This window comes from Flavobacterium sp. 83 (assembly GCF_000744835.1).
In the GTDB taxonomy this organism is placed as follows: Bacteria; Bacteroidota; Bacteroidia; order Flavobacteriales; family Flavobacteriaceae; genus Flavobacterium.
In genome coordinates this window covers 1,561,627-1,577,112 of the sequence record NZ_JQMS01000001.1, presented here as the reverse complement: position 1 = coordinate 1,577,112, position 15,486 = coordinate 1,561,627, and the positions used below count along the sequence as shown (strand labels likewise).

11 protein-coding genes are annotated in these 15,486 nt (G+C 32.3%); all 11 read right to left on the bottom strand.

Annotated features, from left to right (window positions below):
* Position 1 precedes the first annotated feature (1 nt).
* A complete protein-coding gene (locus tag T410_RS06885) occupies positions 2-688 on the bottom strand; it encodes an SCO family protein (protein ID WP_035669859.1) in 687 nt (228 codons plus the stop codon).
* 12 nt (positions 689-700) lie between these two features.
* The gene (locus tag T410_RS06880; RefSeq protein ID WP_035669856.1) at positions 701-1,342 is read right to left on the bottom strand and encodes a hypothetical protein; all 642 of its coding nucleotides are present in this window, start codon (positions 1,340-1,342) and stop codon (positions 701-703) included.
* A 75-nt stretch (positions 1,343-1,417) separates the two neighbouring features.
* Complete coding sequence (locus tag T410_RS06875) at positions 1,418-1,768, bottom strand: cytochrome C oxidase subunit IV family protein (RefSeq protein WP_035669853.1); 351 nt, start codon at positions 1,766-1,768, stop codon at positions 1,418-1,420.
* Positions 1,769-1,784: 16 nt separating this feature from the next.
* Positions 1,785-2,762, bottom strand: a complete 978-nt coding sequence (locus tag T410_RS06870) for a cytochrome c oxidase subunit 3 (protein ID WP_035669850.1) — start codon at positions 2,760-2,762, stop codon at positions 1,785-1,787.
* Positions 2,763-2,804: 42 nt separating this feature from the next.
* On the bottom strand, positions 2,805-3,392 hold the full coding sequence (locus tag T410_RS06865; RefSeq protein ID WP_035669846.1) for a cytochrome c oxidase subunit 3: 588 nt from the start codon (positions 3,390-3,392) through the stop codon (positions 2,805-2,807).
* A gap of 2 nt (positions 3,393-3,394) precedes the next feature.
* Positions 3,395-4,297 (bottom strand): heme o synthase, encoded by a 903-nt coding sequence (gene cyoE / locus T410_RS06860; RefSeq protein ID WP_035669843.1) that lies wholly within the window; start codon positions 4,295-4,297, stop codon positions 3,395-3,397.
* A gap of 106 nt (positions 4,298-4,403) precedes the next feature.
* Positions 4,404-6,527 carry a hypothetical protein gene (locus tag T410_RS06855; RefSeq protein WP_035669841.1) on the bottom strand — a complete coding sequence of 708 codons (2,124 nt, stop codon included), beginning with the start codon at positions 6,525-6,527 and terminating at the stop codon, positions 4,404-4,406.
* 34 nt (positions 6,528-6,561) lie between these two features.
* Complete coding sequence (deoC, locus tag T410_RS06850; protein WP_035669838.1) at positions 6,562-7,290, bottom strand: deoxyribose-phosphate aldolase; 729 nt, start codon at positions 7,288-7,290, stop codon at positions 6,562-6,564.
* A 188-nt stretch (positions 7,291-7,478) separates the two neighbouring features.
* Positions 7,479-7,862, bottom strand: a complete 384-nt coding sequence (locus tag T410_RS06845) for a VanZ family protein (RefSeq protein WP_035674208.1) — start codon at positions 7,860-7,862, stop codon at positions 7,479-7,481.
* Positions 7,855-8,235 carry a glycine cleavage system protein GcvH gene (gene gcvH, locus T410_RS06840; RefSeq protein WP_035669835.1) on the bottom strand — a complete coding sequence of 127 codons (381 nt, stop codon included), beginning with the start codon at positions 8,233-8,235 and terminating at the stop codon, positions 7,855-7,857. Before gcvH ends, T410_RS06845 begins: the two co-directional genes overlap by 8 nt.
* Positions 8,236-8,327: 92 nt before the next feature.
* Positions 8,328-15,470 (bottom strand): cell surface protein SprA, encoded by a 7,143-nt coding sequence (gene sprA, locus T410_RS06835; protein WP_035669833.1) that lies wholly within the window; start codon positions 15,468-15,470, stop codon positions 8,328-8,330.
* Positions 15,471-15,486: the final 16 nt, after the last annotated feature.

Sequence of the window (15,486 nt, the reverse complement as noted above, 5' to 3'; positions counted from 1 at the left end):
TTTAATCTTTTAATAAAATATTAATATCTTGTTGAATATCTCTAACCCCTTTTTTATCTAATCCATCATAATATAAAATCGGGTTACCAAAATCATCTTTTCTACAACGGATATTTCCATTTTTATCAATTAAGGCAAACAATCCTGAATGCTCAAAACCACCACTTACTTTACTGTTTTCCCCAACATATAAATTGAAGCCTTTATTGGCAAGTCCAAAAATATATTCTCTGTCTCCTGTAAGGAAATTCCAATTAGATGATTTTACCCCCAATAATTTAGCATGTGCTTTCAAAATAGCCGGAGTATCATGTATAGGGTCTATAGTAATTGATACAATTCCAAAATTAGGATTTCCAAAAAAAGTATTTTCAATAGCTAACATACTCAAATTCATCTTTGGACAAATAGAAGGACAAGTAGTAAAGAAAAATTCTAAGACATAAACTTTATCCTTATAAGTCTCATTTGTAATTTTAACATTATCCTGGTTCACTAATTCAAATTTTGGAGCTGGACCAATTTTCACTAATTTGTCATCATGTTTAGCAGTTAATCCTACTTTATCCAATCGATCTCCTTTTACTACATCATTGTTTTCTATTCTATTAATTATTTTTGGTACTGCATAAATTCCAAAAAGTAAAATTATAAAGGAGATTCCTATGTAAGATTTGTTTTTAAGCATTATTTCTAAAAATTAAAGTTCTTTAGTTGCATTATGATTTTTCTTAAGGGCTGCACGGTATTCATATAAAATCACCCTAAAATCATCAAGCATCTCGTTACTCAAATCGGCTGGATGAAAGGTATTATATCCTTCTTTGTATTCCTTATTCTTCTTTCTTCCTCTTAGATTTCTGACTTTATCTACAATATAAACATTTGGAGTCCCTAAATTTTCATCAAGTTTTCCAACTAGTTTAAGTTGTTTATAATAACCACTTATTTCTTGCGGTGAAGTAAACACAAAATGCCATTGGCTAACATCTGTAAAAGCTCCTAATGCAGTTACTACTTTATCAGCATCCTTTTCAGTTCCTAAAGGACAAATCACAACAAATTGTAAATCTTTGAAAGTGTGGTATTGCTGATATATTTTTTCATTAAGATTAAAAAAATTACCTCTGTTTTTAAGAATTTCAGTCCCCGAAAAACCTAAAATAGTTATCTTATTATTCAAACTAACTTTTTCACCTTTAAGTGATTTCCAGTTTCCAAAATCAGCAACTTTAGGAGTAATAATAGGTAACTTAGTAAAACTATTTATACCTGATGCAAAAAAAAGATAGGCTACAATAGGCAAAATAAAAAGTACAAAAAGAACAATATTTTTTTTCATTACAATGATAAAATTTAAAGTACAAAAATAAAAAAAGGCACGCAATGCGTACCCTTTTTTTGAATTAATATCTTGTTAAAAATTCCATTTAATCGTAGAATTCTTAAAAACCTCATAAATATAATTCCCTTCAGTCAAAAGAATGAAAAGTAAATATAATATTAAAAAAATTACTGGTAAAACAACTGCATTTCTTAGAGTACTTTTTTCTCCTTCCATGTGCATGAAGGCCCATACAATAAAATATGCTTTTACAAGTGTTAAAATTATGAATAACCAGTTTAACAAACTCATTGCCATAAAACTATTCATATGAAGAGCATCTGGCTTTATAATTCCAAAAATTACTTCAACAATAGTTATTACAGACAAAAGAGCAAAAACTGTCCAAATTCTTTTTGTATTAGAAACATGTTCGTGTGACATAATGATAAATCTAAAATTAAACTAAGTAGAAAAACGTAAATACAAATACCCAAACTAAATCGACAAAGTGCCAGTATAACCCCACTTTTTCAACCATTTCGTAACTTCCTCTTTTTTCATAAGTCCCTACTAGAACATTGAAAAATATGATGATGTTAATGATTATACCTGAAAATACGTGAAAACCGTGAAATCCTGTTATGAAGAAAAAGAAATCAGCAAATAATTTACTTCCGTATTCGTTGTGGGTTAAATTAGCTCCTTCAATAACCAAACTTCCTTGAGCTAATCTCAATTCAGAATCTTTTCTTGATAGAATAGTTTTCTGTTTTTTAGCAGTGATAGTTTCTGTTCTAATCAAAAGATCAGGATGTGCTTTAAAACCTGCTTGAACTTCAGCTACAGAATAAGTCGAAATAGCCGCCTCATCCATAAACCATTTACCTTTATTTCTTGTCAATTGCTCTCTATCCTCTGGCAAAGTTGCCGCAAAATCAGCAATAGCTACTCGGTGACCTTCTTTATCAACAAACTGAAGTAAACTCCCACCTTTTGTCTCAATAGCTCCGTACTCCCCTTTAATAAAGTTTTTCCATTCCCAAGCTTGAGAACCAACGAAAATAATACCTCCAATGATTGTTAAAAACAAATATATTGTCACTTTGTCTTTTTTCATCTGATGACCAGCATCAACAGCTAAAACCATTGTTACTGATGAAAAAATCAAAATAAAAGTCATCAATGCCACATAATACATCGGGGCCGAAACGCCGTGCATAAATGGGAAGTGAGTGAACACTTCATCGGCCAAGGGCCACGTTTCAATAAATTTAAATCTAGAAAAACCATAAGCTGCTAAAAAACCAGAGAATGTTAGTGCATCTGACACGATAAAAAACCACATCATTAATTTGCCATAACTAGACCCCATTGGCTCATTGCCGCCTCCCCAAATTTTTCCTTCACTATTTGCAGTAGTAACTGTCGCTTCCATATAAGTTATTCGTTAAAAAGTTCCCAAATTTACGTTTTTTTATTATTTAAAGAAATATAAAAATAAAAATAAATAAACCCATAAGAAATCAAGAAAGTGCCAATACATCGCACCTAGTTCAATTCCAAGAGTTTGAGCTGAATTGTATTTTTGTTTAAAATGATTATAAATTATAATTAGAAGTGAAATTACCCCCCCAGCAAGGTGAATCAAGTGCACAACCGTTACAATATAGAGAAAAGTAGTCGTTATAGAACTTTCACTTCCGGTAAAATAATAACCATTAGCCACTATCTGTCCAAAACCTACAAACTGTAAAATAACAAATAATATTCCCAATGCTAAAGTAGACAAAAGAAATAATGTAGTCGCACTTTGTTTGTCTTTTTGAATTGCTTTTTTTGCCAAATGAAAAGTAATACTGCATCCGATGATTGCAACCGTACTAAAGTAAAATGCCGTTGGCAGTTGAAAATCTTTCAACCAATCTGTTCTAGACTTACTTACCACAAAAGCACTAGTAAGTCCCGCAAACATCATAGTCATACTAACCATAGCAAACAGCAAAATCAACTTATAGGATCGCGCTGTTCTCAATTTATGTTCATCTGTTGTCATTGTAATCTCCATAACTATCTTAAAAATTTATCAAATATATAAACCAATTGTAACAACGTAATATAAGAAACGCTTACAAGCATCAATGTTCTCGCTGCTTTAGCCGTTCGTAATTTATATAATTGTACTCCATAATAAAGCATCCAAAGTCCAAGTAAAAATACAATAATAGCAGCAACAGGCGTGATAAACAACTGACCCGTATAACCCAAAACAGGTAAAAGTGAAGCTATAATCAACCAAACTGTGTATAAAATAACCTGTAAAGCAGTTGATTTATCTTTTTTTCCTGTAGGGAGCATAAAAAAACCTGCTTTTTCATAATCTTCATATAAGAACCATCCAATAGCCCAAAAATGAGGAAACTGCCAGAAAAATTGAATTAAAAATAAAGTCCCTGCTTCAATTCCAAATTCTCCAGTTGCAGCGACCCATCCCAACATAAATGGAATTGCTCCAGGAAATGCTCCTACAAAAACAGACAACGAAGTCATTGTTTTCAAAGGCGTATAGACACTTGTATAAAGAAATATAGAAATTGCGCCAAACATAGCAGTTTTAGAATTGATTGTATACAACAATACAATTCCAATAATAGTAAGAAGACTTGCAATAATCAAAGCAGTATTAGAAGACATTCTGCCCGCTGGAACGGGTCGGTTTTTTGTCCGATCCATCAAAGCATCTAAATCCTTTTCAATAACCTGATTAAAAGCATTAGAAGCCCCTACCATACAATACCCGCCAATAGCAAGCTTTAATAATACTATCCAACTGAAAGTATGTATATCAGTAATCCCGAGCATAAATCCAGCAATAGACGAAAACACAACGCTAACAGCGAGACGTGCTTTAGTAATCTCACGGAAATCAATATAGGCAGACTTTAATGAAAGGGTATTTTGTGTTGCGTTCAATACTAATATTTATTTGCTTTGTAAAAACTTTTGCAAAAGTAGTTTATCAAAAGGGATTTGACAAAAAACAATTCATAAAAAAGCTTTTTTAGAAATATTATTAATGCTAATAATCAAAATACCAGTTAAAAACATCAGAACGCACCCCTAAAGTAAACCAATTAGTACTTTCATTAAAAGTAGTTGCGGTATTCTTTGTTGGATCAAAACTTCTATAAATATAGCTTCCAAAAAGTTTTAGATTAGTTGATGGATTTATCAAATACCCAGCTTGAATATCCGTGATAAAAACCGACGTTTTATTGCCCTGACCTACTTTTACACCGCTATCTAAAGCTCTGTTTTCGTCATAATCCTTATAGATATTACCTCCATAATTATAACTATCTTCTGCTGTATCAAAATCCAATCCTCGGGTACCCATAGTTATTTTTGCATCAGCAAAATACCTATCTTTATGATAACGGGCTATAACTAAAAATTCCTTGAAATTCCCTCCCCATTGATGCCCTATACTTTGATTGTTATGTCCATAATTTGTAATGGGATTACTATGGGAATACACATAAGGACGTACATGATTGTACTCTAACTGCAATACCAAATTATCAATATGAAAAGCATTATAATATTTCAACCCTAATTGATATCCAAATTTATTTTTCCAACTATTGTCGCCTTTTTTTACATCTCCAAGAGAAAATTCATCAAGAAGAAACTGTCCGTAGGTATTAATTTGATTATTCACTTTATATTTATAAGTCAATCCCAAAAGCGCATTTCCGCTTCTCGCTGAGGAAGCAAATTCAACTGATCGATAAAATATAATTGGGTTAACAAAATTCATATCAAATCCTCTGTTATTCGTATCTGTCCAAATTACAGATTCAAAGAAACCAAGATTCAATTTATTAGACACATTCCAACTCAAATAATGATTTGCCATAAATTTCGTAGCATATGTTTTTTCTAGAGTAACCTCCGGACGAACATCTTTAAGCCACATGTAGGTATTTGTATATTTAATTTTCCAAAAATTAGTATTTATTTTAAAATATGGATACGGACTCGCTCCGTCACTTTCTAGCAAGGAACGGTATCCATCTCCTATAAAATTTCTCCCATAACCCAATTGCAAATCAAAATATTTACTAGGAGCAAAAGTTAAATTAGCTTCAGCCAAAGGAAAATCATACGCATCTGTTTTAAAATCCTTAGCAATTCCCATACCTGGAATAATTGCAGGATTCCCACCTGAAGGCTTTATAGATACTGCATACCGATTATAGTAATCCGCAAATCGTCCCTGACTTTCAAAAACAGTAGCCGTAAAATTAATTTGCGTTCCTAATCCTCCACGAAAATTAATCCCTCGAGTATTTACGTAAGTGTAATTAGCTTTAGTTTGAGATGCCTTACCAACTTGTAAATCTAAAATAGGATTAAAAGTGAACCAGTAGCCGTCTCCTTGAATTTCGACTGTACTTTCATTCCATAGTTTTCTTGCCCACCAACCGGAAACATTTTTCTTTAGCTTATCATTTACCGAATTAAAATCATAATATTTTGAAACTTCTGTATACGTATACGGTTTTGATGCGGTGTGATTATTGCTGCCAACTTGATTTAAAGATGCATCAAACTGAGAATAAAAACTATGCGAAAAAGGAATATTCAAATGACTTTCAAACTGAGGGCTATTGAATTTTTTATAAACAATACTATCTAATTCGGTAAGCTGTTTAGTTTTATTTGGCAAAATTTCTGCACGAGTGAGCACTTCGGAGGCTAACAACTCTGGGTTTTTTAACGGAATCGCAATGGTAATTGTGTACCTAGAATACATTGGTTTTCCATTATAAGTTGACGATTTAATTTTTGGGAATACTCCAAAAACTCGTTTAGTTTCTTTTATCAAACCCTCATCAGTAGCATTTACATAAATTACTTTAAAAACGCCATTAGCATCAACTTCAAAAAGCACTTCCACATTACCTTTGAAATTATTTTGTTTTAGATTTTCAGGAATTTGAAAATTCTGAAAAACAAAATTTTGCACTTGGTAATAAAAACACTTCTCCAATTGCTTAGATTGCAGATTTTCGCAATTCAAAAAAACAGGAAATCGTTCAGCTGAAAGTCTTGATTGATTTTCAATATTATTTATGTCTTGCGAATAAATAAAAAACGAATAAAATAATAAAAGTAACGTTAACAACCCCTTTTTCATATTGGTTTTTCTTGTGAATTTAATAATCTATTTTTTAATTTTGTCCGTTAGCAATTGCTTTTGCTCCAGAAGTCCCTATTCGTTTTACCCCCAGACGAATCATCTCAACAGCTTCTTCATAAGTTCTTACTCCACCAGCTGCTTTAACAGGAAGCGGCGAAGCATTTTCTAACATCATAATAATGGCTGGAATTGTGGCTCCGTTTGGCAAATTATGTTCAGTTTTATAAAACCCTGTTGATGATTTTACAAAAACCGATTGGTACAATTCTTCTTTAAAATTTGAAATAACTACATTTTTTATCAAAGCAGATAATTGCACAATCTCTTTATCGTTTAATGCAGCCACTTCTATAATCCATTTTACAACTTTATTATTTTCAAGCCCTAATAGTGTACATTTTAGAACTTCATCTTTAACCAAATCAATTTCGCCATTTTTGAACGCTTCATAATTACAAACAAAATCTAAATCATCAGCTCCATATTCTATGGCTTTAATTGCTTCTAAAAGTTTATCTTCCACACTAGACTTTCCTTCTGGAAAATCAATAACGGTGCCTATTTGCAAATTCGAATGAGCATCAATTATCATTTGTTGAGCGATTGAAACCATATTTGGACGAATCATTATAAGCTTAAAATGCTCATTAATAGCTTCCAGAATAAATTTTTCAACAATAACAATATTATCAGCTTCACTAAGCCCTGCCTGTGTTGCTGTTTTTAAATAAGTAGAATCTAAATATTGTTTAACATTCATTTTTCTAATAGCTTGATAAAACCTATTACTATCCAATTAGCAAAAATACATTTTAAATTCACATTTATTAAATATTAATACTTACTTCGTAAAGATGCAATCTTATTTTAAAATTTCTTGCTTGTTAAAAATAAAAAGCATTTTTAATAAATAAAAAAAATCCCACCGAAGTGGGATTATAATCCGTATCAAACTTTATTTAAGTTCGTGTACTTATTAAAAAACAAAATTATACAAACAGCAAGAGTCGCTCCAGATAAATTTGCTAAAACATCAAGCAAATCACCTTTTCTGGTTGTTGTAAATAATGTCTGTGCAATTTCAATCGCTATTCCAAAAAAAATGGAAATTATAAAGGAAAATACCAAAGGCTTAAAAATAGCTAAACTATTTGATTGCTTCTTAAGAAAGAAAAACCAAAGTAATGTAAGCACCAAATGAAAAAATGCATGTACAACTTTATCTAAATTTGTAATTTTAACAACAGGAATATCACTTGATTTAATTAAACAAAAAAAAATGATTAAACCTGTCCAAGTTAAAGCTGTCCAAAAATAGAATTGTTTAGGCACCAATGAGTTCTTTGTAAGATTCACTTGAAAGCAATGAATCAATTTCAGCTTCGTTTGCAATTTTAATTTTTATCATCCATCCAGCACCATAAGGGTCAGAATTTACACTTTCCGGTGTATTTTCCAATGCTTCATTAAACTCTATAATTTCCCCCGACAATGGAAGAAACAAATCAGAAACCGTTTTAACTGCTTCAACAGTTCCAAAAACCTCATCTTTTTCTAAAGTCTGGTCTAAAGTTTCTACCTCAACATATACGATATCCCCTAATTCTTTTTGTGCAAAATCAGTAATTCCCACTGTTGCAATATCGCCTTCAATACTAACCCATTCGTGATCTTTAGTGTACTTTAAATTTGCTGGTATGTTCATATAAATACTAATTGATAATTATTAATTGATAATTGAATTTTATGTGACAAATGTAACAATCTCAATTCAAATCTTGTTTAGATTTTAAAAAATTAATTTCCAAAATTATAGCGCATGGTAAATCCTGATCTTATATTTGTCAACGGGAAAGAAGTTGATATTACAGCTTTTGAAAAGGAATGATCATAATAGAAAATCGCGGTCAAATTTTTACTGAATGCATAATCCGCAGTTATTTTTAGAGACCATATATTTTGCCCTCCGGCTAATTGATTATTATCGTAATCTAAATATCGAACAATCGTTTGATTGTTTCGATAGGAAAGATCAGCTTTCAAGTTAATATCACTTTTTATAATTCCTGTTGGATTATCTGCAAGTCTAGAAGAGAAAATGACATCTTTAAATCGGTAACCAAGCCCTACAACATACTCAATACCTTTTACCTCGGTCAATAAATTATTATCAAAACTCATTGATAAAGCTCTATCTTTCTTTATTTCGGTAAGCACTTTTAAAGAACTTTTCAACTCAAAATCCATTCTAATAAGCGGACTGAATTGCTCAACTAAATTGACATTTGACATGATTGTGCTATTGAAAAAATTACCGCTCGCATCTGAACCGTTTGGTGTTTTATCATACTCAAAGTTAGATCTAAATGCACTAATCGTATAAGAAGCCCTATAACTATGTTGCATCGAAAAGCGCTTAAAATTCTTTTTGAAAAAATTATATCGCATCAAACCATTGTACTTAACTGCCCAATTGGGTATTGGAAAACTTCTAAAAATTCCTAACGATACTCCCGAAGCATTAGATCCGGAATACGCCGCTAAGAAAGCAGGCAGTAAAACAGCTTGATTATTTTTACCATAACCTACAGGATATCCTTCTGCATCAAGATTAACCGGATTACTAATATCTATTCCACGTTGGGTTGCTAATCGATTTGCAACGGTAAGTCTATTACTTCTAAAATCATCAAAAGCTGCAGATGAATTTTCATCACTTGTTGAAAACGATGTTCTTATAAGAACTGTAGAAATGGAGAAAAGACCATAACTATAAGGAGATCGAGCATTATACTGCCCATCAGTTATATCATATTGCTCTGAAAAATTTTTGGAATACGATCGATCCAATGACAAATCGATTTTTAAATCTGGGAACAAATCAACATTTGCAGTAGCTTTAAATAACTTATTAGTCACTTGAGAATAATTTTGATTAAAATTAGGATAATTAGTAAGCCAGCCGTTCTTAGCCGCCTCATAACGCACATCATCTTGACTTCCAAAAATAAAACCTAACGATGGTCTAGACGAACCTAGGAACCCAACACTTGGTGTATACCCTGGCAATATTGTACCACTATTCTCTGTATAATTCATTTGAATGTTTTTGACACTAGTCAAAACCCCAATTAAGCCATCAACAAATTCATTGCTTTTTGCAATTTGCTGGGTATTTGTATTTACAATTTTTTCACCGGGTTTTGGCGCAGCTGCTTTTGGCTTAACAACTGATTTATTATTGTTTTTTGTCAATCCTAAATACTTGTACAATGCATCCATATTGAATGTAGCATTCAAATTATTGGAACTAGCATTTTGAACCGTATTTCCTAAGTTATAACTAGCACCATCAATCTCTATTTGTGATAATGCATTCGAAGATCGTTGCCAACTATAATCGCCCGTATAAGAATAATTTGCTTTTACAAAACTAAATAGCGGGATTTTATTAATTGGTATCTCATAATTTAAAACCAATTGCTGCATATGCTGATTAGGATCCCCAATATTCCAATAACTGTCCCATATTGTAAAACTATCAATAGGTTCATTATCCTTATTAAGGTAGCTTTTTACAATATTGCTAGAAGATGCCGTATAGTTTAATTTTAATGATTTTGTCAAATTAAAATTAAATCCATACTGGTAGTTGAATGCAAAATTCCTTCTATATAATGGATCCAAGCCTATTCCTTCTACATCAACTTGTCTAAATTGTTGGCGATTGAATTGTCTAATAATATTGGTATTAAAAGAAATATTAGAAGGAAGATAATTAAAATTAAAATCACTTAATAATTTCCAGTAATTGCTTTTCTTCATGAAAGCAGTTTTCTTGAACGGTTCGACTGGTTTTGACTGAAAAGTATATGCGTAATCTACAGATGAATTCGCATGCTGATCTACATAATCTTCTATTTCAAAATCATGTCGCTCTACCTGATTAAAAGATTGAGAAAAAGTGAAATTTTCAACGTCATAAACGTGTTGCTTCTGCTCTGCTCTTCTTTCTTTTCTAACCCCGATAAAATTGATACTTTGACGTTTAGTGTAATCAGTTGCTCTACTTTGAATATTATCTCTTTCGGCTTTATCTGAAGTATTATTTAATAACTGTTTTAATTTGATATCCTGATTAAAAGGATCATATTCCGGCGTAATCATTTCTTCACCAATTGCGTAATTGAACGGTAAATTAACACCCCATTTTGGAGGTAATAATTTCCCTAAATTAACATTGGTAACTATATTATATTGTTTTGTATCTTCTCTACTTCGCTCATTTGGTCCTTGTTCTAAAGCTCCAAAACCAATAGTGCTTTTTTTACCAGTTGCAGATACCGTAGCAAAATCAGCAAAGTTTGAATCTACATTCAATACAGCAGCCATACCGCCTTTATTATCCATATCCGCTAAGCGCAACTCATTAAACCAAACTTCTCCTTTAATGTCTTGATGCGTTTCATTACTTTTCACACCCACCATTAAAGTTCGTGCCTGGCCAAAATTAGGATTTCCTTTTATACCCAATCTCAGCTTGTTACTTTTGTTTGCCAATGACTTATCAAGATCATCTTCATATTGATAATAAATCCCATCCAGTGGAAGCGTACTTTTGTCAATACTCATTGCCTGAATCTTCAATTGTGTCAATAATGCTAATGACAAATCAATTTCATTATCTTCTGGCCAAACTGTTTCGGCACTTAATGCTGAACAATCCGAAGTGGATGAAGAGGACGGGACAGTAACTTTCAAAGGAATTTCGATTTGGTAAAAATTCTGTGTAAAGTCATTCCCAAAACGAATAAAACCTACCATTTGATTGTCTCGAAGCGCAATTTCATTTGGTAAAGATTCAGCATGTAAAAACATTTTCAATTTTTTAAACTGACGCATATCAATACTCACATTTTTAAAAACTGCTCTTGAATCCTCTGGTTCCAATCCATTCCCAGAAACCCTTAACGATAGCGATTGTTCATTTTGATTAATAACCGTATTATTGTTGTACAATTGTTCTCGTACTACTCCTGGTGGAGTAATATAATTCACCGGACATCTTTCGTTATTTTCTTGAACATTTACAGCTAACACATCTAAATCAGTTTTATCATCTGCAACATTCGTATCATTAAAATCAAGCGCACTAGTATAGCGTCTCCATTCACCTCTAACTAAATCCAGTGCTCCAAAACGAACGGTTACCAAATCATTAAAACCGGTCATAAACATTCTCATGAAACGAATTGATCTAAAATCAGAGATATTTCCAATTGTATTTTCAGGTTGTGAAACTGGTATTTTAAACTGAATCCATCTAGCTTCTGTTGTAGCTCCATTAGGCAATGTAACTTGAGTATTTCTGATATCGGTAATGTAATTTTGACCAACATTCATATTAGGCTTAACATCAATACTATATTCGTAATAGGCATTGATAGTATTCATGGTGTTGTCTCTATTGATATCTTCTACATCTGGAAACGAAGTCGAGCCTCTATTAGGATCATTAATATCAACAGCAGAATTACCATCTACACCATTATAGTTTTTATAACGGTCTAAAACATTTCCTGAAGCATTCAAATAATAGTTGTAATCATCTGCTGCAGGATCTGATTCTGATGCAAAATTACTATAAATCGCAGCTTCTTTGGCATTAGCCAAACCATCTAAACCAACATCCTGATTCGTTCTATTGGCTGCATTAGTATCAAATGCATATATTAAAGATTGTGAAGCAGGAACGTCTCCCCAAATAGACTGAGGATTTGCCAATATTTGATCTGGTCCAAGTCCATTTTCATATTGTTTTCGACCATCTTTCAAAACATCCTCTGAGACTTCACCTAAATTGAAATAGATTTTACCGGTATTTGACTGAGGTATTTCGCCACTTCCCACATAAGGATCTAATATCCAAAACTGAATATACTCTACATTTCCTTGTTCGAAATTAGTAGAATTCAATGACCTCATAATCCCACCAAAATTAGAAGTTGGATTTGCAGCTACATTTGCATTATTATTATACGGACCTCTTTCAGAAGGATAATAACTTAAATCAAGTGTATTAACTACTTGGGATTGTCCTTGCGCTATATCCGTCAATGGATACAACTCTTCACTAAAAATCCTTCTGGTTGTATTGAAAGATAATTCTTCATTTGTAATTCCAGATGGTTTTTGAGTATAAAAAACAGGATCTACTGAGTACCATGCTAGCTTTGCTCTTTTAAAACCATAACTCAAATCATTGGCACTAGCATTGAAATCATAAGTACTTCTAGTGTTTTTCTCTGGAGTCGATGACAAGCTCCAAGCATATGGAGAACGCATATCAATAGTTGATTGAGATCCTTCAAAATCATCAACATAAATAGTAGATTCACCTTGAAATTGATCTGCTTTTGGGGAATCCGGTTTCAAAAATGCAATTTCTCCTCTTATAGAAAGATTTGAAGGGACATCAGTATCTATATTAGGTAATTTATTCACTAATCGAGTAAAGAATGGCACTTCAGTTGAGAAATTGGTATTAAATCCAAAAATGGTATTATTAACAGATTCTTGTCCAAAACTAGATTTTTGAGTAAATGGTTTCTCCGTCATTTTTAAAAAAGTCGCTCCCACCAAAAAATTATCAGAAATTTTGTGTTCAACATTTACACCCATAAACCTTCTGGTTTGCTGACCAAAAACAGAATTGTTTTCCAAAGAAACACTAATCGGTGTATTTGATGCTTGAAGCGAAGGATCTAAAATCTGAACTCTACCCAATTGATAATTCACACTGTAATCAATTCCTTCAACCAAAACCCTTCCTCCAGCAGTGACAACAACTGAACCTCTTGGAACATTGAAAGCACCAATTGGGATTCCATCGCCACCAGTAGATTTATATTTACCTCTTAATAAAAATTTATTCTTATCACTATCTTGTAAAGCACCAGATTGCGTATTTCGATACATGTTTCTAAACACATATTTCTTTTGATTTGGATTGTACGAATTAACATCATTATAACTTTCTCCACCATTTGATAATTTAGAAAACAAAAGCTCTCCAAAGGGCTCTTTGGTAGTAAATATAATTCTACCATTTTGAGCATCTATCGTCAAGCCCTGCATAAAATCAAAAAAACCATCACCACCTGTTTGTGGATCGTTATTATAATTGAGTTTATCTAAATTGAATACTTTCAACAAAGGTGTTTCAGCAACTTTGTTATCTGCTGTTGGATTAACCGGAAAAGGACTTCCAGAAACCTCAGTAATATAATTTAAAGGCGATGGATCTGTATAAAGAATGTTGAATCTAAAATCTTCCTGCTTTACTTGATAGGCGCCTTGAATCTGATAAATATTCTTCATCATCAAGTTCCAAACTGGATTTTTGACATTGGTCAAATTACTTTTTAGCATTTTCAATATCAAACTCTGTGTAATAATTGCCTGATTTGATTGAGTAGTCCCAGTTACAACAGTTGCATCGACTCCGTCATTACCAAATTCACCCACCTGATACACTTTATCACCAATTGTATATTGATACGCAACCGCTAAAACCTCATCATTTGCTAGTCGCTGTTGTAATGAAATATACCCTAATTGCGCATTAAAAGTATATTCGTTGGGATTTAATTTTCTTGCATTTTCGAGTTTAGAATAGTCTTGTCCTTCACTTACTGTGGCATTAAAACCTGAACTTGAAGTTACTATTTCACGTATATTACTATTCAACAAACCCGTGCCTGAAGCTATTTGGGCAGGATCGTAATCATTATTTGAATTGTCAGAAGGAGAATCAATTTGATTATTGAAGATACCTGTAGAAGGATCTAGCACTACCACTTCATTATCTGCCAAACCCGTTAATCGTCCTTCTCCTAAATCCTGAAGTGCAATAATATTTCGCAAATTATTACTGGTAGTATTTACTCTATTTTGCTTATTGGTAACCCAAACCTCTAATCTTGAAATTTGAACTCTACTGTCAATAAAAGGATAATTTTTTAAGGATGCATCGTATTTGTTTCTAAAATATTGTGACAAGAAAAAGTGTCGGTCATTGTCATAGTCCAATGCATACATATCAAAATCCTGAATCGTCCCACCTCCTTGAGCAATGATGCTTTTTGTCTGGGATTTTTGTTCTGAAAATATACCTGTAACGGTTGTTTTACCAAATTTTAATTGTGTTTTTACTCCAAATAAACTTTGAGCACCTCTAATTAAAGAACTATTCAAAGGTAGACTTACATTTCCGACTTCAATTTTTTGAATAATATCATCTTCTGAAGGAGCGTATTCTAACTTAATTAAGTTTTGAAAAGCAAAAGTAGACTGTGTATCATAATTAGCATTTACATTGAGTCGCGTCCCTACTTTCCCCATCAAACTCATACTTATTCTTTGATTAAAGTCAAAAGAAAGATTCGATCTGTTTCTAGGTGAAAATGAAGGATTGTCTTGTTTTGTATAACGCATTCCTAAATCCATTTCTATTGATCCGGTAGGTTTTACGTCGATTGTATTACTTCCAAAAATAGATTCAAAAAGCCCAGATTTTACATAATATCTTGGCAATAAATCTTTTTTGGCGGCTTCACTGCCTTCTTTTTTTCCATCAATAGCATCTGCTTTTTTCTTGAAATAATCTCTCATAGATTCTTTCAAAACCAAGTTTTCATACTCTTTTGGAGTTAGTATTATGGGATAATTAATAGAAAATCCATCAACTGAATTGGTGTAAATATACCTATCAGTAACTGGATCATACGTATAGGCTGAAAGAACACTTTGTGGATCTTTTAACTGAACTTTCCCTGTAGAGAAACCAGTTTTAATTGTATCCTGAGCGGCTGGTGTCACCTGAGCTTGCGATACATAACCACAAAATATGACTAGCAAAAAAGTACAAATTTTATGCATATAATCCGTGTTTTGG